The 24660-nt window shown below is 71.8% G+C and carries 16 protein-coding genes; 8 read left to right on the top strand and 8 right to left on the bottom strand.

All coding sequences use genetic code 11. The annotated features are described in order from the left end of the window. Window positions 1-3: 3 nt before the first annotated feature. From N8I84_RS15330 to N8I84_RS15310, 5 genes are all read right to left on the bottom strand, one after another. Entirely contained in the window at window positions 4-1053 is a 1050-nt protein-coding gene (locus N8I84_RS15330; RefSeq protein WP_263230063.1) for an ABC transporter substrate-binding protein, read from the bottom strand. A 369-nt stretch (window positions 1054-1422) separates the two neighbouring features. Then, the gene (locus tag N8I84_RS15325; RefSeq protein WP_263230062.1) at window positions 1423-2583 is read right to left on the bottom strand and encodes an acyl-CoA dehydrogenase family protein; all 1161 of its coding nucleotides are present in this window, start codon (window positions 2581-2583) and stop codon (window positions 1423-1425) included. 4 nt (window positions 2584-2587) lie between these two features. Beyond that, on the bottom strand, window positions 2588-3526 hold the full coding sequence (locus N8I84_RS15320) for a hydroxymethylglutaryl-CoA lyase (RefSeq protein ID WP_263230061.1): 939 nt from the start codon (window positions 3524-3526) through the stop codon (window positions 2588-2590). Then, window positions 3523-5517, bottom strand: coding sequence for an ATP-binding protein (locus N8I84_RS15315; protein WP_263230059.1), 1995 nt, complete (start codon window positions 5515-5517; stop codon window positions 3523-3525). The genes N8I84_RS15320 and N8I84_RS15315 overlap by 4 nt, the downstream gene beginning before the upstream one ends. A gap of 16 nt (window positions 5518-5533) precedes the next feature. Beyond that, entirely contained in the window at window positions 5534-7150 is a 1617-nt protein-coding gene (locus N8I84_RS15310; protein ID WP_263230058.1) for a carboxyl transferase domain-containing protein, read from the bottom strand. 86 nt (window positions 7151-7236) lie between these two features. Here N8I84_RS15310 and N8I84_RS15305 point away from each other — a divergent pair, with 86 nt between their 5' ends. The 3 genes from N8I84_RS15305 (at window position 7237) to tesB (ending at window position 10040) form a co-directional block, all read left to right on the top strand. After that, entirely contained in the window at window positions 7237-7845 is a 609-nt protein-coding gene (locus tag N8I84_RS15305; protein WP_263230057.1) for an SACE_7040 family transcriptional regulator, read from the top strand. Window positions 7846-7980: 135 nt separating this feature from the next. After that, window positions 7981-9138: an acyl-CoA dehydrogenase family protein gene (locus N8I84_RS15300; protein ID WP_263234767.1), complete on the top strand. Its 1158-nt coding sequence runs from the start codon at window positions 7981-7983 to the stop codon at window positions 9136-9138. Between the two features lie 35 nt (window positions 9139-9173). Beyond that, window positions 9174-10040 carry an acyl-CoA thioesterase II gene (gene tesB, locus N8I84_RS15295; RefSeq protein ID WP_263230056.1) on the top strand — a complete coding sequence of 289 codons (867 nt, stop codon included), beginning with the start codon at window positions 9174-9176 and terminating at the stop codon, window positions 10038-10040. A gap of 5 nt (window positions 10041-10045) precedes the next feature. On the opposite strand, the gene N8I84_RS15290 is transcribed toward tesB, so the two are convergent. Both N8I84_RS15290 and N8I84_RS15285 read right to left on the bottom strand, forming a co-directional pair. Beyond that, a complete protein-coding gene (locus N8I84_RS15290) occupies window positions 10046-10840 on the bottom strand; it encodes a phosphatase (RefSeq protein WP_263230055.1) in 795 nt (264 codons plus the stop codon). A gap of 450 nt (window positions 10841-11290) precedes the next feature. Further along, complete coding sequence (locus N8I84_RS15285) at window positions 11291-12811, bottom strand: PucR family transcriptional regulator (protein ID WP_263230053.1); 1521 nt, start codon at window positions 12809-12811, stop codon at window positions 11291-11293. A 220-nt stretch (window positions 12812-13031) separates the two neighbouring features. On the opposite strand from N8I84_RS15285, the gene N8I84_RS15280 reads away from it, so the two are divergent. From N8I84_RS15280 to N8I84_RS15270, 3 genes are all read left to right on the top strand, one after another. After that, window positions 13032-14492 carry a sodium:solute symporter gene (locus tag N8I84_RS15280; protein WP_263230052.1) on the top strand — a complete coding sequence of 487 codons (1461 nt, stop codon included), beginning with the start codon at window positions 13032-13034 and terminating at the stop codon, window positions 14490-14492. Between the two features lie 106 nt (window positions 14493-14598). After that, on the top strand, window positions 14599-15606 hold the full coding sequence (gene speB, locus N8I84_RS15275; RefSeq protein ID WP_200417533.1) for an agmatinase: 1008 nt from the start codon (window positions 14599-14601) through the stop codon (window positions 15604-15606). Next, entirely contained in the window at window positions 15603-17288 is a 1686-nt protein-coding gene (locus N8I84_RS15270) for a thiamine pyrophosphate-binding protein (RefSeq protein ID WP_263230050.1), read from the top strand. The genes speB and N8I84_RS15270 overlap by 4 nt, the downstream gene beginning before the upstream one ends. Here the strand turns inward: N8I84_RS15270 and N8I84_RS15265 are convergent. Beyond that, window positions 17281-19521, bottom strand: a complete 2241-nt coding sequence (locus N8I84_RS15265; RefSeq protein ID WP_263230049.1) for an ArnT family glycosyltransferase — start codon at window positions 19519-19521, stop codon at window positions 17281-17283. The genes N8I84_RS15270 and N8I84_RS15265 overlap by 8 nt on opposite strands. 329 nt (window positions 19522-19850) lie before the next feature. Here N8I84_RS15265 and N8I84_RS15260 point away from each other — a divergent pair, with 329 nt between their 5' ends. Both N8I84_RS15260 and N8I84_RS15255 read left to right on the top strand, forming a co-directional pair. Then, window positions 19851-20714, top strand: coding sequence for a class A beta-lactamase-related serine hydrolase (locus N8I84_RS15260; RefSeq protein WP_263234766.1), 864 nt, complete (start codon window positions 19851-19853; stop codon window positions 20712-20714). A gap of 150 nt (window positions 20715-20864) precedes the next feature. Next, window positions 20865-24602: an ABC transporter ATP-binding protein gene (locus N8I84_RS15255; RefSeq protein ID WP_263230048.1), complete on the top strand. Its 3738-nt coding sequence runs from the start codon at window positions 20865-20867 to the stop codon at window positions 24600-24602. Window positions 24603-24660: the final 58 nt, after the last annotated feature.

Genomic DNA, 24660 nt, shown 5'->3' with positions numbered 1-24660 from the left:
TCCTCAGCTGACCTTCTCGGCCGTCTCGATCGCCTTGGCGAGGTCCTCGAGCAGCGGGGCGCACTTGTCGTACGACAGGATGGGCTCGGGGTTGCGGGCGATGACCTGGCCCGCCTTGACCGCGGGGAGCTTCTTCCAGGTCGCCTCGGTGATGTCGGCGGGCTGGATGGCCGAGGTGCGGTTGTCCATCATGATGACGTCGGCCTTGTACTTGTCGACGTTCTCCCAGCTGAGGTTCTCGAACCAGCCTCCGCTCGCCTTCAGCGCGGAGGCGGGCGGCTCGACGAAGTTCACGCCGAGGGCCTTGAAGTACTCCAGGTCGATCGAGAGGTTGGTTCCGGAGACGTAGAAGACGTCCTGGCTCGCGGAGCCCGCCAGCACCTTGATGTCGGGCTTGGCCTTGGCGGCGGCGCGCAGCCGGGCGGCGGCGTCCTCGAACCGCTTCTTCGCCTGGGCGGTCTTCGCGGAGGCGGTGTCCGCGCCGAGCGACTTGGCGAGTTCCAGCATGCGCTGCAGGGGCTCGGGCATCCGGCGGTCGTAGACGGAGATCCCGACGCTCGGGGCGCCCACGGCGAGGATCTTCTTCTTGGACTCCTCGGGCACGTACCAGAGCGTCCCGGCGCCGTCGAACATGGTGGTGACGAGGAGGTCGGGGGTGAGGGCCGCGTACTTCTCGATGTTGAACTGGCCCCATTCGTTGCCGAGGACCGTGACCTTGTCGACGTCGAGGTCGCCGGCCTGGACGTCGGCCTTGCCGTCCTTGGTCTTGGTCGGGCCGAAGACGCCCTTCACATCGACGCCGTAGTCGTGCAGCGCGGCGGCGACACCGACGAAGGCGACGATGTTCGACGGCACCTTGTCGGCCTTGGCGGTCTGCCCGCGGTCGTCCTTGAACGACCAGGGACCGGACTTGCCGGCCGGGGCGCCGCTGCCCGAGCCGCCGCTTTTCGCCTTCTCGTCCCCGCAGGCCGCGAGCACGGCACCGAGGCCGAGGGCGCCTCCGGCGGTGAGGATGCCGCGGCGGGTGAGACGGGTGGCGGGAGCTTTGGGCATGGGTGTGGTCTGCTTTCGTGCGTACGGGGCGACTGATCGGGGTCGTGGTTAGGTTAGCCTAACCTCACGTCATGTCCAGAGGGTCGGGCGGGTCCCCGGCGGCGGTCAGGGAGAGGGGCCGTGCCCGCACGGCACGAAAAGAACCCCGACGGTCCGGTGATCGCGGTGTCCGTCGGGGTGTGGGTTCGTCCGAGAGGTCGTCAGGTGGTCGGCGACCCGCCGTCAGCCGTGCTCGGGCCGTTCCCCGCCTGGCCGTAGCGGCGGGAGGCGGAAGGGCCTACCGTCCAGGGTCCGAACGGCACCGAGTCTCCGAAGATGTGGGGCTCCTTGCGGGTGTGGCGGTTCACGGAGGCTTCCCCTCCGAGGGGCTCAGCCCACGAGCCCCAGCTCCCGGGCGATCAGCATCCGCTGTACCTCGCTCGTGCCCTCCCCGATCTCCAGGATCTTGGAGTCGCGCCACATACGGGCCACCGGGTACTCGTTCATGAAGCCGTAGCCGCCGTGGATCTGGGTGGCGTCGCGGGCGTTGTCCACCGCGACCGTGGAGGAGTGGAGCTTCGCCAGGGCCGCCTCCTTCTTGAAGGGTTCGCCGGAAACCAGGCGTGACGCGGCGTCACGCCAGGCCAGACGCGCCGTGTGGGCCTTCATCTCCATGTCGGCGATCTTGAATTGGACCGCCTGGTTGGCGCCGATCGGGCGGCCGAAGGCGTGACGTTCCTTCGCGTACTTCACCGACTCGTCCACACAACCCTGTGCCAGGCCCGTCGCCAGGGCCGCGATCGCGATACGGCCCTCGTCCAGGATGCGCAGGAACTGGGCGTAGCCCCGGCCTTCCTCGCCCAGGAGGTTCTCCGCGGGTACACGGACGTCCGCGAAGGACAGCTCCCGGGTGTCGGAGGCGTTCCAACCGACCTTCGAGTAGGGGGCCGCGACCGTGAACCCGGGCGTGCCGGACGGGACGATGATCGAGGAGATCTTCGGGCGGCCGTCCTCCGTGCGGGCGGTGACCGCCGTGACGGTGACCAGGCCCGTGATGTCCGTACCCGAGTTGGTGATGAAGCACTTGGTGCCGTTGATCACCCACTCGTTCGTCGACGCGTCCAGGCGGGCCGTCGTACGGGTTCCGCCCGCGTCCGAGCCGGCCTCCGGCTCCGTCAGGCCGAACGCGCCCAGGATCTCGCCCGAGCACAGACGCGGCAGCCACTCCTGCTTCTGGGCCTCCGTGCCGAAGCGGTAGATCGGCATCGCGCCGAGGGAGACCCCCGCTTCCAGCGTGATGGCCACCGAGGAGTCCACTCGGGCCAGTTCCTCCAGCGCGATGCCCAGCGCCAGGTAGTCGCCGCCCATGCCGCCGTACTCCTCCGGGAACGGCAGCCCGAACAGGCCCATGCGGCCCATCTCGCGGACGATCTCGTACGGGAACTCGTGCCGCTCGTAGAAGTCGCCGATCTTGGGCGCCACGACGTCGTGCGCGAACTCCTCGACCGTGCGCCGGAGTTCCTCCAGCTCGGGGGAGAGGTGGTGATCCATGGGGTCACTCCTTGTGGGAGAGGGCTCGGACGGTGCGGGAGGGGCTCGGCCGGTCCAGGTGTGCGGCCATCCACACGCTTGTGGCGGTGAGCCGGCCGAGGTCGACCCCGGTGTCGACGCCGAGGCCCTGGAGCATCCAGACGAGGTCTTCGGTGGCGAGGTTGCCGGTGGCGGACTTGGCGTAGGGGCAGCCGCCGAGGCCGCCCGCGGAGGCGTCGACGGTCGTCACGCCGTGCTGGAGCGCCGCCAGGGTGTTGGCGAGCGCCTGGCCGTAGGTGTCGTGGAAGTGCACGCCGATCGCGCCGGTCGGCACGCCCTCCTCGTTCAGCTGGGAGAGGAGGGCCTGGACGTGGCCCGGGGTCGCCACCCCGATCGTGTCGCCCAGGCTCAGCTCGTCGCAGCCCATGTCCATGAGGGCCTTGCAGACGCGGACGACCTGCTGGACGGGGACCGGGCCCTCCCAGGGATCCCCGAAGCACATCGACAGATAGCCGCGGACGTGCACCTTCTGTGCTTTCGCGCGCGCGACCACCGGTTCGAACATCGCCAGCGCCTCGTCCACCGTGCGGTTGAGGTTGGCCTTCGCGAAGGACTCGGTGGCGCTGGCGAAGACGGCGATCCGGCGGGCGCCCAGCGCGAGAGCGCGGTCCAGACCGCGTTCGTTCGGGACGAGGACCGGGAGCTCGACGGGCAGTTCGCCGACCAGCGGGAACAGTTGCTCCGCGTCGGCGAGCTGCGGCACCCACTTCGGGTGCACGAAGCTCGTCGCCTCGATCGTCGTCAGGCCCGCGTCCGCGAGACGGCGGATGAAGTCCGCCTTCACCTCCGTCGGCACCGTGCGCTTCTCGTTCTGCAGGCCGTCGCGCGGGCCGACCTCGTGGATCCTCACCCGGGCGGGGAGGCCCTGCACCGGTTGCACCATGGGCAGTTCACGAACGGTCATCGCTCCGCCTCCGTGTCGTCCTCGGGGCCTTCCTCGTGCGCCGCGATCACGGCCAGCACCTGGTCCATGGCGACCGTGGTGCCGGGGGAGACGTCCAGTTCGGTGACGGTCCCGGCGTGCGGGGCGGAGATGACGTGCTCCATCTTCATCGCCTCCACCACCAGCAGGCTCTGCCCGGCCGTCACCTCGTCGCCGACGGCCACCTTGACCACCGTCACCGTGCCGGGCATGGGCGCGGTCAGCGAGTCGGTGCCGGAGCGGGCGGCGCCGGTGAGGGACGCGGCGACCGGGTCGTGGTCGCGCACATGCCAGGCGTCGCCGTCGCGGCCCAGCCAGTCGTGGGCGCGGTGGAAGGTGTGGCGTACGCCGTCCAGAACGACGAAGACGTGGTCCTCGGTGACCGTGTGGGAGCCCCGGGGCGCGTACTCCACCGGCTCGTGCACCCGCAGCGGGAAGGCGACCGGCTTGGGTTCGCCCCCGAGCCGCCAGCCGCTCGGCACGGAGAACGGGTCGATCCAGCCCTCCCCGCGCGGCGTCAGGGCGTCCAGACGTACGGCGGCGGCGGCCTCGTAGACCTCGTCCGGCACCTCCGTCGGGATCAGCGAGTCGACCTCGCGCTCCACCAGCCCCGTGTCCAGCTCACCCGCCACGACCGCGGGATGGGCCAGCAGGCGGCGCAGGAAACCGGCGTTGGTCTGCACGCCCAGTGTGACCGTCTGCGCGAGCGCCCCGCGGAGCTTGCGCAGCGCGGTCGCGCGGTCCGGGCCGTAGGCGATGACCTTCGACAGCATCGGGTCGTAGAGGCTGCCGACCTCCGTGCCCTCGGACAGGCCGGAGTCGGTGCGGATGCCGTCGCCCTGCGGTTCGTGCAGCCTCAGCACCGTGCCGCCGGACGGGAGGAAGCCCCGTGCGCCCTCTTTGATGGACACGGTCTCGGCGCAGATACGGGCCTCGATCGCGTGCCCCGTGAGGGTGATGTCGTCCTGCTTGAAGGACAGGGGCTCGCCCGCCGCCACCCGTAGCTGGCACTCGACCAGGTCCAGGCCGCCCGCGACGTCAGCCGCACCAACGGATACAACCAGCTCGGTGACCGGGTGCTCCACCTGGAGGCGGGTGTTCATCTCCATGAAGAAGTACGAGGAGGGGTCGTCGCCGGGCACGATGAACTCCACCGTGCCCGCGCCCTCGTAGCCGCAGGAGCGGGCCGCCTGGACCGCCGCCTCGCCCATCGACGCGCGCGTGGCCTCGTCGAGGAGCACGCTCGGCGCCTCCTCGATGATCTTCTGGTGGCGACGCTGGAGGGAGCACTCGCGCTCGCCCAGGTGCACCACGTTCCCGTGGGCGTCCGCCAGGACCTGGATCTCGATGTGGCGGGGGCGGTCGATCCACCGTTCGACCAGGAGGGTGTCGTCGCCGAAGGCGGCGCGGGCCTCTCGGCGGGCGGCGGCGATCTCGTCGGCCAGCGCGGACGCGTCCCGCACCAGTCGCATGCCCTTGCCGCCGCCGCCCGCGCTGGGCTTGAGCAGCACCGGCATGCCGATCTCGCGGGCGGCCTCGGCCAGCTCGGCGTCCGTCAGCCCGCTGCCGTTCGACCCCGGTACGACCGGCACTCCGGCCGCCCGCACCGTCTCCTTGGCCCGGATCTTGTCGCCCATGAGCGCGATCGCCTCGGCGGGCGGCCCGATGAACACCAGCCCCGCCTCGGCGCACGCGCGCGCGAACGCCGCGTTCTCCGCGAGGAAGCCGTACCCGGGGTGCACCGCCTGGGCTCCGGTCCGGGCGGCGGCCTCCAGCAGGCGCTCCACGGACAGATAGCTCTCGGCCGCCGGCGCCGGTCCGATCCGTACCGCCGTGTCGGCCTCCCGGACGTGCCGGGCGTCGGCGTCGGCGTCGGAGAAGACGGCCACCGAGCGCACGCCCATCGACCGCAGCGTGCGGATGACGCGGACGGCGATCTCGCCCCGGTTGGCCACAAGCACTGTCTCGAACATGGTCGTCAAGCCCCCCTCACATCCGGAAGACGCCGAACTGGGGTTCACCCAGAGGCGCGTTGGCGCACGCGGTCAGGGCCAGGCCCAGGACCTGGCGGGTCTCCAGCGGGTCGATCACGCCGTCGTCCCACAGGCGGGCCGTGGCGTAGTAGGCGTTGCCCTGGCGCTCGTACTGGTCGCGGATCGGGGCCTTGAAGGCCTCCTCTTCCTCCGCCGCCCAGGACTCCCCCCGGGCCTCCAGCTGGTCGCGCTTGACTGTGGCGAGGACCGAGGCGGCCTGCTCGCCGCCCATGACCGAGATCTTGGCGTTCGGCCACATCCACAGGAACCGCGGTGAATAGGCCCGTCCGCACATCGAGTAGTTGCCCGCGCCGAACGAGCCGCCGACCACCACCGTGAGCTTCGGTACGCGTGTGCAGGCGACCGCCGTGACCATCTTGGCGCCGTGCTTGGCGATGCCGCCGGCCTCGTAGTCGCGGCCCACCATGAAGCCGGAGATGTTCTGCAGGAACACCAGCGGGATGCCGCGCTGGTCGCACAGCTCGATGAAGTGGGCGCCCTTCTGGGCGGACTCGGAGAACAGGATGCCGTTGTTGGCGACGATCCCCACCGGGTGGCCGTGGATCCGGGCGAAGCCGGTGACGAGGGTCTGCCCGAACTCCGCCTTGAACTCGGCGAAGCGGGAGCCGTCCACCACGCGCGCGATGACCTCGCGGACGTCGTAGGGGGTGCGGGAGTCGACCGGCACCGCCCCGTACAGCCCGTACGGATCCACCTTCGGCTCGACCGACGGGACGACCTCCCAGGGCAGCGTCCCGCGCGCGGGAAGCGTGGCGACGATGTTCCGCACGATCCGCAGTGCGTGCGCGTCGTCCTCCGCCAGGTGGTCCGTCACGCCGGACACACGTGCGTGGACCTCGCCGCCGCCGAGCTCCTCGGCGGTGACGACCTCGCCCGTGGCCGCCTTCACCAGGGGCGGTCCGCCCAGGAAGATCGTGCCCTGGTTGCGCACGATCACGGCTTCGTCGCTCATCGCCGGGACGTACGCCCCGCCCGCCGTGCAGGAGCCGAGGACGGCGGCGATCTGCGGGATGCCGGCGCCGGACATCCGCGCCTGGTTGTAGAAGATCCGCCCGAAGTGCTCCCGGTCGGGGAAGACCTCGTCCTGCATGGGGAGGAAGGCGCCGCCGGAGTCGACGAGGTAGACGCACGGCAGGCGGTTGTCGAGCGCCACCTCCTGGGCCCGCAGGTGCTTCTTCACCGTCATCGGGTAGTACGTGCCGCCCTTGACGGTGGCGTCGTTGGCGACGATCACGCACTCGCGGCCGCTGACCCGCCCGATCCCGGCGATCACCCCGGCGGCCGGCGCCTGCCCGTCGTACATCCCCTCGGCGGCCAGCGGGGCCAGCTCCAGGAAGGGCGAGCCGGGGTCCAGCAGGGTGTCCACGCGGTCTCGCGGCAGCAGCTTGCCGCGCGCGGTGTGGCGCGCGCGGGCCTTCTCGCCGCCGCCCAAGCGGGCCGCGGCCAGCTTGGCGTGCAACTCCTCCACCAGCGCGCGGTGCGCCGCCTCGTTGGCCCGCCAGGCCTCCGACGCGGGGTCTGCCGCGCTCGTCAGCTCCGGTGCCTCGTGCATCCTGCGGTCCCCTCACCTTGTTAATGAGCGTTAACGCATTTCCTTCAGGTTAACGACCGCTAACCTCCGTGTCTAGAATTGTTTTCATGGCCACGAGAACCGACGCCCCCACCCGTCGCGAGCAGATCCTCAAGGAGGCCGCGCGCCTGTTCGCCGAACGCGGCTTCCATGGCGTCGGAGTCGACGAGATAGGGGCCGCGGTCGGCATCAGCGGACCCGGTCTGTACCGGCACTTCGCGGGCAAGGACGCGATGCTCGCCGAGCTGCTCGTGGGGATCAGCGGGCAGCTGCTGACCGGGGCCAGGCGGCGGGTCGCCGAGGCCGACGGAGGTCCCGACGGGCGGAACCCGGAGGCGGTCCTCGACTCGCTGATCGAGGGGCACATCGACTTCGCGCTCGACGACCGCCCCCTGATCACCCTGCACGACCGCGAGCTGGACCGCCTCCGGGACAGCGACCGCAAGCTCGTGCGCCAGCTCCAGCGGCAGTACGTGGAGCTGTGGGTGGAGGTGCTGCGGGAGGTGTACCCGGGTCTGGCGGAGCCGGCCGCCCGCTCGGCGGTGCACTCGGTCTTCGGCCTGCTCAACTCGACCCCGCACCTGGGGCGGCCGGGCTCGTTGCCGGGGCGGGGGACGACGGCGCAGCTGCTGCACCGGATGGCGCGGGGGGCGTTCGCGGCGGCGGGCGGGGAATGAGTCGGGGTCCTGCTCCGCAAGCGTGACGAGCGTTACGGCTGGGGGCCTCTGGACTGCCGTCCGTACTCGCCGGTACGGTGATGTCTGAGCAAGCGCTTAGACATGGCCGGAAGTATCCAGCTGGAGGTGGCGGCGGTGCGCCGTACTGTGTTCAACGAGGACCACGAGGCGTTCCGGGAGACCCTGCGCGCCTTCATCGAGGCCGAGGTCGTACCGGTGTACGACGAGTGGTTCGCCGCGGGCCAGGCGCCGCGCGACTTCTACTACAAGCTCGGCGATCTGGGCATCTTCGGCATCAGCGTGCCCGAGGAGTTCGGCGGCGCCGGCCTGGACACCCACAAGTTCGAGGCCGTCCTCTACGAGGAGACCGCGCGGGCCGGCGTGCAGTTCGGCGGCTCCGGGGTGCACGTCCTGCTCGCCCTGCCGTACATCAAGATGCTCGCCACCGACGAGCAGAAGAAGCGCTACCTGCCGAAGTTCGTCACCGGCGAGGAGATGTGGGCCATCGCGATGACCGAGCCGGGCACCGGCTCCGACCTCGCGGGCATGAAGACCACCGCCAAGCTCTCCGAGGACGGCACGCACTACGTCCTCAACGGCGCCAAGACGTTCATCACCGGCGGCGTCCACGCCAACCGCGTCATCGTCTGCGCCCGCACCGCCGCCCCGCGCGAGGACGACCGCCGCTTCGGCATATCCCTGTTCGCCGTGGACACCAAGTCCGAGGGCTACTCCATCGGCCGCAAGCTGGACAAGCTGGGCCTGAAGACCTCCGACACGGCCGAGCTGGCCTTCGTCGACGTCAAGGTGCCGGTCGAGGACCTGCTCGGCGAGGAGAACAAGGGCTTCTACTACCTCGGGCACAACCTGGCCTCCGAGCGCTGGGGCATCGCCTTCGGCGCCTACGCGCAGGCCAAGGCCGCCGTCCGGTTCGCCAAGCAGTACGTGCAGGAGCGCACCGTCTTCGGCAAGCCGGTCGCCCACTTCCAGAACACCAAGTTCGAGCTGGCCGCCTGCCAGGCCGAGGTGGACGCGGCGGAGGCCGTCGCCGACCGCGCGCTGGAAGCCCTGGACGCCGGCGAGCTGACCCCCGCCGAGGCCGCCTCCGCCAAGCTGTTCTGCACCGAGGTCGCCCACCGCGTCATCGACCGCTGCCTCCAGCTGCACGGCGGCTACGGCTACATGAACGAGTACCCGATCGCCCGTCTGTACGCCGACAACCGCGTCAACCGCATCTACGGCGGCACCAGCGAGATCATGAAGACGATCATCGCCAAGGACATGGGTCTGTAAGGTCACGGAAAAAAGTGCCGGATACAACTGACGCCATGAGTCAGGCACTTCAGTCCCTGCTCGATCTGCTCGACCTGGAGCGGATCGAGCGGGACATCTTCCGCGGCAAGTCCCGGTCCGCCGTGGTTCCGCGCGTCTTCGGCGGGCAGGTCGCGGCCCAGGCACTGGTCGCCGCGGGGCGCACGGTCCCCGAGGAACGGCACGCGCACTCTCTGCACGCGTACTTCCTGCGCCCCGGCGACCCCGGCGCGCCCATCGTCTACAGCGTCGACCGCATCCGCGACGGCCGCTCCTTCACCACCCGTCGGGTGGTCGCGGTCCAGCACGGGCAGCCGATCTTCCACCTCTCCGCGTCGTTCCAGACGTACGAGGAGGGCCTGGAGCACCAGGCGCCGATGCCCTCCGCGCCCGACCCGGCCACGCTGCCCACCTCCCACGAGCGGCTGCGCGGCTACGACCACCTCGCCCCCGAGGTCGTGGAACGGTTCCTGGAGGCCCGCGAGGCCGTCGACCTGCGGTACGTCGACGAGCCGCCGTACGGCAGGTTCGGGGAGCCGCGCGAGCCGCACTCCCAGGTGTGGTTCCGCACCAACGGAAAGCTCGACGACGACCCCCTGCTGCATGTCGTCCTCGCCACCTACGTCTCCGACATGACGCTCCTCGACTCGGTGCTGCTCGCGCACGGGCGCGGCGGCTGGGCCGTCGGTGACGTCGTCGGGGCCTCGCTGGACCACGCCATGTGGTTCCACCGGCCGTTCCGGGCCGACGAATGGCTGCTGTACGACCAGGAGTCGCCGTCCGCGTCCGGCGGGCGCGGGCTCGGCCAGGCCCGGATCTACACGCAGGACGGGCGGCTGGCGATCACGGTGATCCAGGAGGGCGTGGTCCGCGTCCCCCGCTGACCCGCTCAGTCCTCCGTCAGGCCCGCCGCGTGCAGCAGGTACGCCGTCAGCGGGTCGTAGTGGCGGGGGCTCGCGACGTGGTCGTCGAGGGGGACCGTCACCTGGACGGTGCCCTCGGCCTCGGCGATGAAGAGCGCCGGGTCGTTGCAGTCGGCGTACCCGACGGAGTCGATGCCGAGCTGTCCCGCGCAGCCCGCCCAGCCGTGGTCGGCGACGACCAGGTCCGGCAGGGGGCGTCCCTCGCCCTCCAGGCCCTCCAGGATCGCCTTCATCGGCTCGCCCGAGTGCGTGTGCCACAGGGTGGCGCCGTGCTCCAGGACGGCCACGTCCGCGAACTGCATGACGTACCCCTCGTCCGTCCGCAGCCCGTCCGGGATCACGACGATCTCGCAGCCGGCGGCGCGCAGGGCGGCGGCGGTGGCGCGGTGCACGTCGAGAAGACCGCCGGGGTGGCCGGTGGCGAACAGCACGCGCTGCCCGCCGTCGGCGGCCTTGCGCAGACGGGCCGCGAGCCGTTCCAGTGCGTCGACCGTCAGTTCCGGGTCGATCGTGTCCTGGCCGTAGCGGTACTCGGGGTCGTCGCTGACGCCGCAGCGCTCCGCCATGACCGCGAGGACGTCCTGTTCGTCCCTCCAGCGGTCGCCGAGCTCCAGGCCGAGCCAGAAGTTCCGGTCGCCGTTCGCGAGCTTGCGGTAGTGGGAGAGGTTGTTCTCGCGGGGCGTGGCGACCTCGCCCGCGATGCGGGTCCGGACGAGGTGGACGAGGAGATCGGCACGGCTGGGGATCCCGGGTATCGGCATGCCCTCCATTCTGCCGGGGCGCCCCGCTCGGGCCGCCGGTGTTTCGTTCCGTGGGATGTGCGTCACTCCCTGCCGGGTGGCCCACGGGTGTCGGCCCGCCCACCCACCCATCCGTCTCGGCGGGTGAGCATTGCCCCACGGGGCGGCGTGGTCGGTCGGGTGCGGTGCGCAGGGGGCGGCGTGGTCGGGCGGATGCGGACGCAGGGGCCGGCGTCCGGTTCCTGTCGGCGCGCGTGCGTGGGTGGGGACGGGGCGTGGCGCCCGGGGCTGCGCCCACGCGTGCGGCGGCAGGGGCGTGCCGGGGGCGTGTCGGGACGACGGCCGACCGTCCTGCGCCGGGCGGTGGCGGCGTTGAGCGGGGGCGTGCCGGCGAAGGGGCTCGTGCCGCGTCAGTCGTGGCGCCGGGCGTGGCGCCACCGGGACGTGGCCGTCGGGCGGGGCCGTGCCGTGTCAGCCACGGTCGAGGTTTGTCCCCGGTCGGTCCGCCGGCCCCTGCTTCAGCGCGAACCACAGCTCCATCCGTACGTCCGCGTCGTCCAGGTCCACCCCCAGCAGTGCCGCGCACCGCGCGATCCGTTGCCGGACCGTGTTGCGGTGGACCGACAGGGCGACCGCCGTGCGGTCCCAACTGCCGTGCAGGGAGAGCCAGGTGCGCAGTGTCTCGGTGAGGGCGGTGCCCTGGCCCAGCGGTGCCAGCAGCGTGCGGGCGTGCAGCTCGGCCTCCGCGGGCGGGACCAGGTCCGCCAGGCCCGTGCGCTCTCCGTGCCGGACCAGCGGGGTGCGGGTCGCGCGGGCGCGGGCCAGGGCGCGGGAGGCCTGGGTGTCGGCGGCGGCCCAGTCGCGCGGGGCGGCAGGGGCGCTGCGGCCCAGGGTCCAGCCGGGTTGCGGGGCCGGTTCGCGGTCGGCCGGGACCAGGACCCGTACGAACCCGTCCTCGAGATCGACCAGCGTGGATCCGAGCGCGGCCCCGAGCGCGGACGCGGCCACGGCGTCCGGCGCCGGTCCGTCCCGGGTGGGCCGGGCGTGCACCACCACCCACCGGTCCCCGCCGAGCAGGGGCGCGACCGCCTCGGGCGGGACGCCCAGCAGCAGCCGTACGAGCGCCGAGGAGCGGGCCGCACCCGCCCCGCTCTGCTGCTCCCCGGTGAGGAGCGTGAGGAGCACCGCCGCGACCGAGGCGATGGTGTGGTCGCCGGGGTCCCGCCGCGGTGCCGCCACCCCGAGGACGAAGCCCTGCCCGGTGCCGAGGGCGTAGGCGGCGAGATGGGTCTCGGCGACCGTGTCGGTGGCGGAGGCGGGGGTCGGACCCGCGGCGCCGGCCGGGCGGACCACTCCCGCCAGCTCGCCCAGCGCCCGGGCAGCCTCCTCGGGCGCACCTCCCGCCCCCGCCAGTTCCGCGCCGTCCGGTCCGTACAGCACCGCCCGGCCGCCCACCCGCTGCGCCAGCTGCCGCAGCACCGACGGCACCGGGTCCGGGCGGGACGCCGCCGCGGCCAGGCTCTGCTGGGCCTCCGTGACGCGGCGCAGTTCCGCCAGCCGCGCCTGGGCCATCAGCTGCCAGACCGCGCGGGCCACGCCCGAGAACGTCGTCTGCGGCGGGACCTCCAGCAGCGGCAGCCCGTAGTGGTCGCAGGCCGCCACCAGCGCCCGCGGCACCGTGTCGTGCACCGGCGCGAGGCCGAAACCGAGCGCCGCGCCGCCCGCCGCCACGATCCGGGAGACGTAGTCGTCGAAGTAAGTCCCCGATCCCGCCGCCTCCGGGATGTGCACGCCCGCCGTCAGCAGCAGCTCGCCGCCCAGCAGGTACGGGTAGGGGTCCGCCATCTCCGAGGTGTGCGCCCAGTGGATCGCCGTGTCGGCGTCCCCGGGTCCGGCGATCTGCCGAAGGGCCAGGTCCTCCCGGGCCAGCAGGGCGGAGAGCGGTACCGGTGGGGTCGGCGGTACCGCCGGCGCCGAGGGTGTGTCCGGCATGGTGGACGGTTCCTCCATCCCGTGCGGTTCAGATGGATGAAACGTACACTTCGCAGTCGCTTTCCGGCCACCTAATGTCAGTCCAGACCGGCAGCCGCGGGTACGGGCGGATGTCCCCGCGAGCGCTGTCTCCACCACCGGTCGGGCCGAGCGGCCGACCGCGTCCCCGAGATCCATCTGCACGACACGCCACCGGGAAGTGCGCGAAGGAGGGCCCTACATGGCCGTCGACTACACAGTGATCGTCGTCTATCTGGCCGGCATGCTGGCCATGGGCTGGTGGGGCATGCGCCGCGCCCGCTCCAAGAGCGAGTTCCTGGTGGCCGGACGCCGCCTCGGGCCCGCCATGTACTCCGGCACCATGGCCGCGATCGTGCTCGGCGGCGCGTCCACCATCGGCGGTGTCGGCCTCGGCTACCAGTACGGGCTCTCCGGCGCCTGGATGGTGTTCACCATCGGCCTCGGCCTGCTGGCCCTCTCGGTCTTCTTCTCCGCCCGCATCGCCCGCCTGAAGGTCTACACCGTCTCCGAGATGCTCGACCTCAGATACGGCGGCCGGGCCGGCGTGATCTCGGGCGTGGTCATGTGGGCGTACACCCTGATGCTCGCGGTCACCTCGACCATCGCCTACGCCACCATCTTCGACGTCCTCTTCGACATGAACCGGACGCTCGCGATCATCCTCGGCGGCTCCATCGTCGTCGCGTACTCCACGCTCGGCGGCATGTGGTCCATCACGCTGACGGACATGGTGCAGTTCGTCGTCAAGACGATCGGCGTGCTGCTCCTCCTGCTGCCCATCGCGGTCGTCAAGGCCGGCGGCTTCAGCGAGATGAAGGCCGAGCTGCCGACCTCGTACTTCGATCCGCTGGGCATCGGCGGCGAGACGATCTTCACCTACGTCCTGATCTACACGTTCGGCATGCTGATCGGGCAGGACATCTGGCAGCGCGTGTTCACCGCGCGCAGCGACACGACCGCCAAGTGGGGCGGCACGGTCGCCGGCACCTACTGTCTGGCCTACGCGCTCGCCGGCGCCGTCATCGGGACCGCCGCCAAGGTGCTGTACCCGAAGCTGGGCAGCCCCGACGACGCGTTCGCGACCATCGTGAAGCAGGAACTCCCCGTCGGAATAAGGGGGTTGGTGCTCGCCGCCGCCCTCGCCGCGGTGATGTCGACCTCTTCCGGTGCCCTCATCGCGTGTGCGACCGTCGCCAACAACGACATCTGGTCGCGGCTGCGCGGTGTCGTGCGCCGCGACGAGGGGGCGCACGACGAGGTGAAGGGCAACCGCGCCTTCATCCTGATCATGGGGGTGGCGGTGATCGGCACGGCCATCGCGCTGAACAACGTGGTCGAGGCGCTGACCGTCGCGTACAACCTGCTCGTCGGCGGTCTGCTGGTCCCGATCCTGGGCGGCCTGCTGTGGAAGCGCGGCACCGTCCAGGGCGCGCTCGCCTCGGTCGTGGTCGGCGGTCTCGTCGTCATCGGCCTCATGGCGTCCTACGGCATCCTCGCCAACGAGCCCGTCTACTACGGTCTGGCGGCCTCGCTCGCCGCCTACGTCGTCGTGTCGCTGGTGACCAGGCCGACCGACGAGGCCGTCCTGGCCGCGTGGCGGGAGCGGCTCGCCGGGCGCGGCGCGGCGAGCGCGGAGGAGCCCGCGGCGGTGGGCGCCTGACCCTGATGCTTCGGCCCGGCCGCCAGGGGGCGGCCGGGCCGTGCGGGGCCCGTCGGAGGGCTCCGCGACACTGGAAGAAACACGCATTTCCTGGAGGAGTCCGACGATGAGCAGCACCGAGAACCCCGCAGCAGGCGGCAGCCGGCCCCGCGGCCCCGTCGACTCGTCCCGCATCCCGCGGTACGCGGGCCCCGCGACCTTCGCCCGGTTGCCCCGCCTCGACGAGGTCGGCACCGCGGACGTCGCCGTGGTCGGCGTACCGTTCGACTCGGGCGTCTCCTACCGCCCGGGCGCCCGCTTCGGCGGCAACGCGATCCGTGAGGCGTCCCGCCTGCTGCGCCCGTACAACCCGGCGCAGGACGCCTCCCCCTTCGCGCTCGCCCAGGTCGCGGACGGCGGCGACATCGCCGTGAACCCGTTCAACATCCACGAGGCGGTGGAGACCGTCGAGGCCGCCGCCGACGAACTGCTCGGCACCGGCGCCCGCCTGATGACCCTCGGCGGCGACCACACCATCGCACTGCCGCTGCTCCGCTCGGTGGCGAAGAAGCACGGCCCGGTCGCGCTGCTCCACTTCGACGCCCACCTCGACACCTGGGACACCTACTTCGGCGCGGAGTACACGCATGGCACCCCGTTCCGCCGCGCCGTCGAGGAGGGCATCCTCGACACCTCCGCGCTCTCCCACGTCGGCACCCGCGGCCCGCTCTACGGCAAGCAGGACCTGACCGACGACGAGAAGATGGGCTTCGGCATCGTCACCTCCGCCGACATCTACCGGCGCGGCGCCGACGAGGTCGCCGACCAGCTGCGCCAGCGCATCGGCGACCGCCCGCTGTACATCTCCATCGACATCGACTGCCTCGACCCGGCGCACGCCCCCGGCACCGGCACCCCGGAGGCGGGCGGCATGACCTCCCGCGAACTCCTCGAGATCCTGCGGGGCCTCGCGTCCTGCAACCTGGTCTCGGCGGACGTCGTCGAGGTGGCGCCCGCCTACGACCACGCGGAGATCACGTCGGTGGCCGCGTCCCACACGGCGTACGAACTGACGACGATCATGACCCGCCAGATCGCGGCGGCCCGCACCGGTGAGGAGACCGAGAGCAAGTGACGCACGACCACGACCTGGTGCTCCGTCCCACCACCGCCCAGACGGAGGCCGCGCTCGACCCTCCCCCCGGCCGTAACGGCGGAGACCTGGTCGTGGAGACCCTGGCCGGGCTGGGCGCGACGACGGTCTTCGGCCTGCCCGGCCAGCACGCGCTCGGCATGTTCGACGCGCTGCGCCGCTCCGACCTCCGGTACGTCGGACTGCGGGTGGAGAACAACGCCGGGTTCGCGGCGGACGCGTACGGCCGGATCACGGGTGAGGCGGCACCGCTGCTGCTCTCCACCGGCCCCGGTGCGCTGACGTCCCTGGCGGCGCTCCAGGAGGCCGCGGCGGCGTCGGCGCCCGTGCTGGCCGTCAGCAGCCAGGTCCCGTCCGCGGGCCTGGGCGGCGGCCGCCACGGCTACCTGCACGAACTCCCCGACCAGGCGGCCTCGTTCCGGGGCGTGGTCAAGTCGGTCCACACGGTCCGTACGCAGTCGCAGATCCCGTCGGCGATCGCGCAGGCATGGAAGTCGGCGCTGACGGTGCCGCACGGCCCGGTGTGGGTGGAGATCCCGCAGGACGTGCTGCTCGCCGAGACACGGCTGCCGGTGGTGACGGCGGTGGACGCGACCCCGGACGACCTGCCGCCACGCCCCGAACTGACCGCGGTGGCCGCGCATCTGCTGTCGGGCGCCGACCGCCCGGCGATCATCGCGGGCGGGGGAGTGGTCAGGTCGGACGCGTCCGGAAAGCTGGTGGCGCTCGCCGAGAAGCTGAACGCCCCCGTCGTCACCACCTTCGGCGGCAAGGGCGCCTTCCCCTGGGGGCACCCGCTGTCCCTCCAGTCCTGGCTGGAGGACCGCCACACCACGGACCTCCTCGAGGACGCGGACGTCCTGCTCGTGGTCGGCTCCGGCCTCGGCGAACTCTCCTCGAACTACCACACGTTCAAGCCGCGCGGCCGGGTGATCCAGATCGAGGCGGACCTCGGCAAGCTGGAGTCCAACCACCCGGCCCTCGGTATCCACGCGGACGCCCGCCTGGCGTTGCAGGCGCTGCTGGAGACGGTGGAGGCCCGAGAGGACGAGGGGGCTCCGGAGCGTGCACGGGCGCTGCTCGCGAAGGTGGCCGAGCGGATCGCCTCCCAGGAGCTGACCCTGGAACAGGAGGTGCTGGCGTCGGTGCGCCGCGCCCTGCCCGCAGACTCCCCGTCCTTCTGGGACATGACGATCCTGGCCTACTGGGCCTGGTCGGCCTTCGACGCGAAGGCTCCCAACACCATGCACTCCGCGCAGGGAGCGGGCGGTCTCGGCTACGGCTTCCCGGCGGCCCTCGGCGCGGCGGCGGCGGACCCCACGCGCCCCGTCCTGGCGGTGTCGGGCGACGGCGGCGCCCTGTACTCCATAGCGGAACTGGCGACGGCCCGGCAGTACGGCCTCGACGTCACCTGGCTGATCGTCGACGACGGCGGCTACGGCATCCTGCGCGAGTACATGACGGACGCCTTCGGCCAGGCCACGGCGACGGAACTGACCCGCCCCGACTACGTGGCCCTCGCGGAGTCCTTCGGCGTCCCGGGCGTGCGCACGACCCCCGAGACCCTGGAGGCCGACCTGGCGAAGGCCCTGGCGGAACCAGGGCCTTCGGTGGTCGTCCTGCCGGCGCTCCTGCGGATGTTCGCGCCGACACACCTCAGCTGACGTCGGACGGGTCCAGGCGGTACAGCGTCGACTGGCTCGTCCCCGACGAGGAGTTCGTCGTCGTGGTCCTGCTGTAGGCGCTCTCCTTGACCGCCGTGCCGTGCTTCTGGACCCACGACGTCACCTCGGAGCTGAGGCTGTTGTTGCCGCCGCCCGGGCCGCCCCCCATGCCACCGCCGAGCTGGATGTAGTGGAGTTCGCCCTTCTTCACCAGTTCCTTCAGCTTGGCGACGGTCATCGCCTGGTCGGTGCCGGTGAAGCCCCACATGGAGATGACGGGCACGTTGCTGCTCAACTCGATCTGCGCCGCGCCCTGCGAGTTGGAGACCGCGAGCAGCCACTCGGCCCCGTCCCGGTGCTTCTTCAGGTAGGCGATGAGCTCGCTGCTCGCCCCGCCCATGCCACCGGGGCCGCCGCCGAAGCCTGCGCGCGTGCGGTCGTTGCCGGTCGTACCGTCCTGGGTGCCGGGCTCGCGGCCGGCGCCGTTCGGGGGCGTGCCGCCCATCTCGGCGTTGCCGCCGCCCTGTTGGCCACCGGGGAAGCCGCCGCCGGACGCGCTGCCGGGTGCGCCGCCGCCCGGGGCGCCGCCGGCCTCGGCGTTCCGGCCCGAGCCCTGCTGGGTGCCGCCCGGCATCCCGCCGGTGCCGGGGCCGCCGCTGTCGCCGAAGCCGCCGCGATTGCCGCCCGGCCCGCCGCCGAAGCCGCCGCCCGTGGAGGGACCGGCGGTCGGGTTCGTACCGCCCATGCCGCCGTCGCCCGAACGGGGCGGCACCGACCAGGCGTACGCAGCCGGGCCCGCGAGCGCCGCGACGACCGCCGCGGCGACGGAGGCCGCGAGGAGCCGGACGCGGTTGCCCGAGCGGAAGACGAACAGGCCGACGACCGCCGCCGCCATGACCGCACCGATGGCCGGCCACAGCCAGGTGTTCCAGCCGGAGGCCCGGCGCAGCAGCACGATCGCCCAGACGGCCGTCACGGCCAGTCCCGCCGGAAGCACCCACGCCCAGCGCTTGTCGGCGCGGAACGCGCGCAGCAGCATCGTGCCGCCGCCCCCGCACAGGGCCGCGATACCGGGGGCCAGTGCGGTCGTGTAGTACGGGTGCATGGTGCCCTCGGCCATGGCGAAGGTCAGGTAGTGCAGCGCCGTCCAGCCGCCCCACAGCAGCAGCGTGGCCCTCGTCAGGTCGGTGCGCGGGGCGCGGCCGCACAGGATCAGGCCGCCGACGCAGGCGATGGCCGCGAAGGGGATCAGCCACGAGATCTGGCCGCCCAGGATGTCGTTGAACATGCGGCCGATGCCCGCGCTGCCGGAGAAGCCTCCGCCTCCGCCACCGCCGCCCCCGCCGTTGCCCTCGCCGCCGAAGACGCGGCCGAGGCCGTTGTAGCCCGTGATCAGGTTCCAGGCGGTGCCGTCCGTGGAGCCGCCGATGTACGGCCGCTCGGAGGCGGGAACCAGCGACACGGCCACGGCCCACCAGAAGCTGGAGGCCGCCAGGGCCACGCCCGCCACGAGCAGGTTCACGAACCTCTTCACCAGGCCGACGTGGGCCGCGAACAGGTAGACCGCGAACACGGCGGGCAGGGCGATGTAGCCCTGGAGCATCTTCGTGTTGAAGGCGAGTCCGAAGCACAGCGCCGAGCCGAGCAGCGGCAGCAGCCGGCCGTTCGTCACCGCGCGCAGCGCGAGCGCCGCCGCGCCGACCATCAGCAGGACCAGCAGCGTGTCCGGGTTGTTGTCGCGGTTGATGGCGACCGTGATGGGCGTCAGCGCGAGCACCAGCGCCGCGACGGCCGCCGCCCCGTGGCCCCACACCCGCTTCACTGAGGAGTGCAGGATCCAGATGGTCGCCAGCGCGGCGACGATCATCGGCGCCATCATCTGCCAGGTGCCGAAGCCGAACACGCGGCACGACAGTCCCATGACCATCAGCGCGAGGGGCGGTTTGTCGACGGTGAGGAAGTTGCCCGCGTCCAACGAGCCGAAGAACCACGCCTTCCAGCTCTGGGTGCCGCTCAGCACGGCCGCGCTGTAGAAGCTGTTCAGGCTCGATCCGGACAGGTTCCAGGAGTACAGCACCGCGGCCAGCGCCAGGATGCCGAGCAACGCCGGCAACGACCAGCGCGGCGCGGTGCCGCTGTCGAGGGACGGACCGTGGGGCGGCCCGGCGGCCGGTGAACCGGGGACCGAGGGGCGGCCGGGGACTTCGGAGCGAGGATGCGTGGCAGAGGTCACCAGTGCACCATGCGGGGACGCCATGGGTACGGACTGTGGTCAGCCTGGGCGTGAGCTGTGGATGGTGAGATCCCGGTAAGCGGACGGCAAGTGAGAGGTTCCTCACAAGGGTGCCGTGATTGCGGGCGTGAATCGGCCCGCGAACGATTATGTGAGCGAACTCGCTTACAACTTTCGGACATTCCCGTGAGTCAATGGGGCACGAGCGTGCCCGGGGGCGCGCTCTTGTCCATGTAAGAGGATGGTCAACCTCTATGACTCACCGGATATCCGGCAATTTCCGGACATTCAGCAGAGCTCGGGTCCTCGCGGCCGGGCTCGGCGTCGGCATGCTCGTACCGTTCGTGGCGGCCGCCACGCCCGCTGCGGCCGCCACGCCCACCGTCAGCTGCACCTCGGGCAAGGCGGGTCTGGCCGCCAAGCTGCAGAAGGACGTCACCGCCGCCCTCGCCGGGCGCAACGGCGCCGTCGCGGTCGGCCTGTACGACCGCTCCACCAACACCACCTGCTCGCTGCGCGGCACGTCCGCCTACGACTCGGCCAGCGTGGTGAAGGTCACCGTGCTCGCCACGCTGCTGTGGGACGCGAAGAAGCACAACCGCTATCTGACGAGCCGCGAGAACAGCCTCGCCACGGCCATGATCACCAAGTCGGACAACAACGCCACCAGCACGCTGTGGAAGCAGCTGGGCCTGACGAAGATCAAGGGCTTCCTCACCGCCGCCGGCATGACCCAGACCAAGCCGGGCGCGAACGGCTACTGGGGCCTGACCCAGATCACCGTGCAGGACGAGCAGAAGCTGCTCAAGCTCCTCACCGCGAAGAACTCCGTGCTGAGCGACAACTCCCGCGCGTACGAGCTGAAGCTGATGGCGAACGTCATCTCCTCACAGCGCTGGGGCACTCCGGCGGGCGCGTCCTCCGGCGTGGCCGTGCACGTCAAGAACGGCTGGCTGCAGCGCTCCACGCACGGCTGGCGGGTGCACAGCGTCGGCACGTTCAACGGCCGCGGCCACGACTACATGATCACCGTGCTGACCTGGGACAACAGCACGATGAACTACGGCGTCACCACCATCCAGAAGGTGGCGAGGGCCATCCACGAGGACCTGGTGCCGACGACGTCCACCACCAGCACGTTCGTGCCCACGAGCACGCCGCAGGAGGCGTACCCGGCGGCCCCCGCGAGCTGACACGGCCGAACTCCCGGTGATCAGGAATCCGGTCCGGACGACGCGGCCCTCCTACCCGCCGGTACGAGTCCGAACATTGCGGAGGGATGAAATCCGCTGCTGACGGCGTTGGTGCCTTCCGGGAGACCAGGTCTGAAGGAGGGCACCGGCGTGGCAGAGCACGAGGGGGAGCATCGCGGCTGGGCGCGGCGACTGGCGGGGTACGCCTGGCGGTACCCCAAGGACGTCGTCCTCGCCCTGGGCTCCTCCCTCGCCGGCATGGCGCTCACGGCCCTGGTGCCCCTGATCACCAAGGTGATCATCGACGACGTCATCGGCAACCACAGCAGGCCCATGGCCCCCTGGGCCGGCGCCCTGATCGGCACGGCCGTCCTCGTCTACGTCCTCACCTACATCCGCCGCTACTACGGCGGCCGACTCGCCCTGGACGTCCAGCACGACCTGCGGACGGACATGTACGGGACGATCACCCGGCTGGACGGGCGCCGTCAGGACGAACTGTCCACCGGCCAGGTGGTCGGCCGCGCCACCAGCGACCTCCAGCTGATCCAGGGCCTGCTGTTCATGCTTCCGATGACCATCGGGAACGTCCTGCTCTTCCTGGTCTCCCTGATGGTCATGGCCTGGCTGTCGCTGCCTCTGACCCTGGTCGCCCTGGCCGTCGCACCCGCCCTGGGGTTCATCGCCAAGCGCAGCCGGTCCCGGCTGCACCCGGCGACCTGGTACGCCCAGGCCCAGGCGGCCGCCGTGGCGACCGTGGTCGACGGCGCCGTCAGCGGCGTTCGCGTGGTGAAGGGCTTCGGGCAGGAGGAGCAGGAGACCGGCAAGCTCCGCGAGGTCGGGCGCCGGCTCTTCGCGGGACGCCTGCGGACCATCCGGCTGAACGCCAGGTACACCCCCGCCCTCCAGGCCGTGCCCGCCCTCGGCCAGGTCGCCATGCTGGCGCTCGGCGGCTGGCTCGCGGTGCGCGGGCACATCACGCTCGGCACGTTCGTCGCGTTCTCCTCCTACCTGGCGCAGCTCGTCGGCCCGGTCCGCATGCTCGCCGTTGTCCTCACCGTCGGCCAGCAGGCCCGCGCGGGCGCCGAGCGGGTCCTGGAGCTGATCGACACCGAGCCGTCGCTGAAGGACGGCACCAAGGAACTGCCCGGCGACGCACCCGCGACCGTCGAGTTCGACGACGTCTCCTTCGCGTACGAGGACGGGCGCCCGGTCCTCGACGGGCTCTCCTTCGAGATCCGCCCCGGCGAGACCCTCGCCGTCGTCGGCTCCTCCGGTTCCGGGAAGTCCACGGTCTCGCTGCTGCTGCCGCGCTTCTACGACGTCACGCACGGCGCCGTCCTCGTCGGCGGCCACGACGTGCGGGAGCTGACCCTGACGTCCCTGCGCGCCGCGATCGGGCTGGTCCCCGAGGACTCCTTCCTCTTCTCGGACACCGTCCGCAACAACATCGCCTACGGCCGCCCCGACGCCACCGACGAGGAGATCGAGCGGGCCGCGCGCGCCGCCCAGGCGGACCGTTTCATCGCCGAGCTGCCCGACGGCTACGGCACCAAGGTCGGCGAGCACGGCCTGACCCTCTCCGGCGGCCAGCGCCAGCGCATCGCGCTCGCCCGCGCCATCCTCACCGACCCCCGGCTGCTGGTCCTCGACGACGCGACCTCGGCGGTGGACGCCCGCGTCGAGCACGAGATCCACGAGGCCCTGAAGCAGGTCATGGAGGGCCGCACCACCCTTTTGATCGCGCACCGCCGCTCCACCCTCAACCTCGCCGACCGCATCGCGGTCCTCGACGGCGGCCGTCTCGCCGACATCGGCACCCACGAGGAGCTGCAGGAGCGCTCCGCCCTCTACCGTCGCCTCCTCACCGACCCCGACGAGCTGGGCGGTGTCTCCCCGGGCCACGCCCAGCCGGCCGCGCCGTCGGAGGACACCAGCGTCCGGGACGAGCTGGACGCCGAGTTCGACGCCGAGCGCGGGGTCACCCCGCGGCTGTGGACCGGCGACCGGGAGCCCAAGGACCACGCCCTCGCCGGGACCCCGGCGACCCCGGAGCTGCTCGCCCAGGTGGAGAAGCTGCCCCCGGCCACCGACACCCCGGGCGTGGACGAGGCACACGCCGTCCGGCCGGAGGAGTCGTACGGGCTCACCCGGCTGCTGCGCGGCTTCGGGCTCCCCCTGCTCGTCAGCCTCGCCCTCGTCGCCGTGGACGCGGGCATGGGGCTGCTGCTGCCGATCCTGATCCGGCACGGCATCGACCAGGGCGTGTCCCGGATGGCCGTCGGCGCGGTCTGGTCCGCGTCCCTGCTGGCGCTGGTCACCGTCCTGATCCAGTGGGCGGCGCAGGTCGGCGAGACCCGGATGACCGGACGCACCGGCGAACGCGTGCTGTACTCCCTGCGGCTGAAGATCTTCGCCCAGCTCCAGCGGCTCGGGCTCGACTACTACGAGCGGGAGCTGACCGGGCGGATCATGACGCGGATGACGACGGACGTCGACGCGCTGTCGACGTTCCTGCAGACGGGGCTGGTGACGGCCTTCGTCTCCGTCGTCACCTTCTTCGGCATCATGGCCGCGCTGCTGGTGATCGACGTACAGCTCGCCCTCGTCGTGTTCACCACGCTGCCGCCGCTGATCGTGGCGACCGTCTTCTTCCGCCGGGCCAGCGTGAAGGCGTACGAACTCGCCCGCGAGCGGGTCTCGGCGGTCAACGCGGACCTCCAGGAGTCGGTGTCCGGGCTGCGGATCCTCCAGGCGTTCCGGCGCGAGCGGGACGGCGGGCGGCGGTTCGCCGAGGGCAGTGACTCCTACCGCCGCGCGCGCATCCGCGGCCAGTGGCTGATCTCCGTCTACTTCCCCTTCGTGCAGCTGCTGTCCTCGGTGGCCGCGGCGTCCGTGATGATCTCCGGCGCCCACCGGGTGGAGGCCGGGACGCTGACGACGGGTGCCCTGGTCGCGTACCTGCTGTACATCGACCTGTTCTTCGCGCCGGTGCAGCAGCTCTCCCAGGTCTTCGACGGCTACCAGCAGGCCACGGTGTCGCTGGGCCGCATCCAGGAACTCCTCCAGGAGCCCACCACCACGAAGGCCGCCGAGGAGCCGCTGGAGGTGCTGTCGCTGCGCGGCGACATCGCCTTCGAGGGCGTCCACTTCGCCTACGGCGACGACGAGGAGGCGCTGACCGGCGTGGACCTGACGATCCCGGCCGGACAGACCGTCGCGTTCGTCGGCGAGACCGGTGCGGGCAAGTCGACCCTGGTCAAGCTCGTCGCCCGGTTCTACGACCCCACGCGCGGCCGGGTGCTGGTCGACGGCACCGATCTGCGCTCGCTGGACCTGACCTCGTACCGGCACCGGCTCGGCGTGGTCCCGCAGGAGGCGTACCTGTTCCAGGGGACCGTCCGGGACGCCATCGCGTACGGGCGTCCGGACGCGACCGACGCCGAGGTGGAGGCCGCGGCCCGGGCGGTCGGCGCGCACGACATGATCGCCCGTCTCGAGGGCGGCTATCTGCACGAGGTGGCCGAGCGCGGCCGCAACCTGTCCGCCGGACAGCGGCAGTTGATCGCACTGGCCCGCGCTGAGCTGGTGGACCCCGACGTCCTGCTGCTCGACGAGGCGACCGCCGCACTCGACCTGGCCACCGAGGCCCAGGTCAACCAGGCCACGGACCGCCTGGCCGGCCGCCGCACGACCCTGGTCGTGGCGCACCGCCTGACCACGGCGGCCCGCGCCGACCGGGTGGTGGTGATGGACCACGGCCGCATCGCGGAGGACGGCACCCACGAGGAGCTGCTGCGCCGCGGCGGCCGGTACGCCGAGTTGTGGCGGACGTTCGTGGGGGCGCCGGAACCGGGGCAGGAGGAGCCGGTCGGCTCCACGGCCTGACGCCCCGTCGAATTCAGGAAATTCTGCGGAGGTTGCCCCAAACGTTCGAAAATGAGTG

It is taken from the genome of Streptomyces cynarae (genome assembly GCF_025642135.1).
GTDB classification, from domain to species: domain Bacteria; phylum Actinomycetota; class Actinomycetes; order Streptomycetales; family Streptomycetaceae; genus Streptomyces; species Streptomyces cynarae.
The sequence above is the reverse complement of the archived record's forward strand: the minus strand, read 5'-3'. Positions and strand labels throughout refer to the sequence as shown.

Bases quoted from the DNA above. Each gene is read 5' to 3' on its own strand.
- N8I84_RS15330 (WP_263230063.1), bottom strand. From the start codon at position 1,053: ATGCCCAAAGCTCCCGCCACCCGTCTCACCCGCCGCGGCATCCTCACC.
- N8I84_RS15325 (WP_263230062.1), bottom strand. From the start codon at position 2,583: ATGGATCACCACCTCTCCCCCGAGCTGGAGGAACTCCGGCGCACGGTC.
- N8I84_RS15320 (WP_263230061.1), bottom strand. From the start codon at position 3,526: ATGACCGTTCGTGAACTGCCCATGGTGCAACCGGTGCAGGGCCTCCCC.
- N8I84_RS15315 (WP_263230059.1), bottom strand. From the start codon at position 5,517: ATGTTCGAGACAGTGCTTGTGGCCAACCGGGGCGAGATCGCCGTCCGC.
- N8I84_RS15310 (WP_263230058.1), bottom strand. From the start codon at position 7,150: ATGCACGAGGCACCGGAGCTGACGAGCGCGGCAGACCCCGCGTCGGAG.
- N8I84_RS15305 (WP_263230057.1), top strand. From the start codon at position 7,237: ATGGCCACGAGAACCGACGCCCCCACCCGTCGCGAGCAGATCCTCAAG.
- tesB (WP_263230056.1), top strand. From the start codon at position 9,174: ATGAGTCAGGCACTTCAGTCCCTGCTCGATCTGCTCGACCTGGAGCGG.
- N8I84_RS15290 (WP_263230055.1), bottom strand. From the start codon at position 10,840: ATGCCGATACCCGGGATCCCCAGCCGTGCCGATCTCCTCGTCCACCTC.
- N8I84_RS15285 (WP_263230053.1), bottom strand. From the start codon at position 12,811: ATGCCGGACACACCCTCGGCGCCGGCGGTACCGCCGACCCCACCGGTA.
- N8I84_RS15280 (WP_263230052.1), top strand. From the start codon at position 13,032: ATGGCCGTCGACTACACAGTGATCGTCGTCTATCTGGCCGGCATGCTG.
- speB (WP_200417533.1), top strand. From the start codon at position 14,599: ATGAGCAGCACCGAGAACCCCGCAGCAGGCGGCAGCCGGCCCCGCGGC.
- N8I84_RS15260 (WP_263234766.1), top strand. From the start codon at position 19,851: ATGCTCGTACCGTTCGTGGCGGCCGCCACGCCCGCTGCGGCCGCCACG.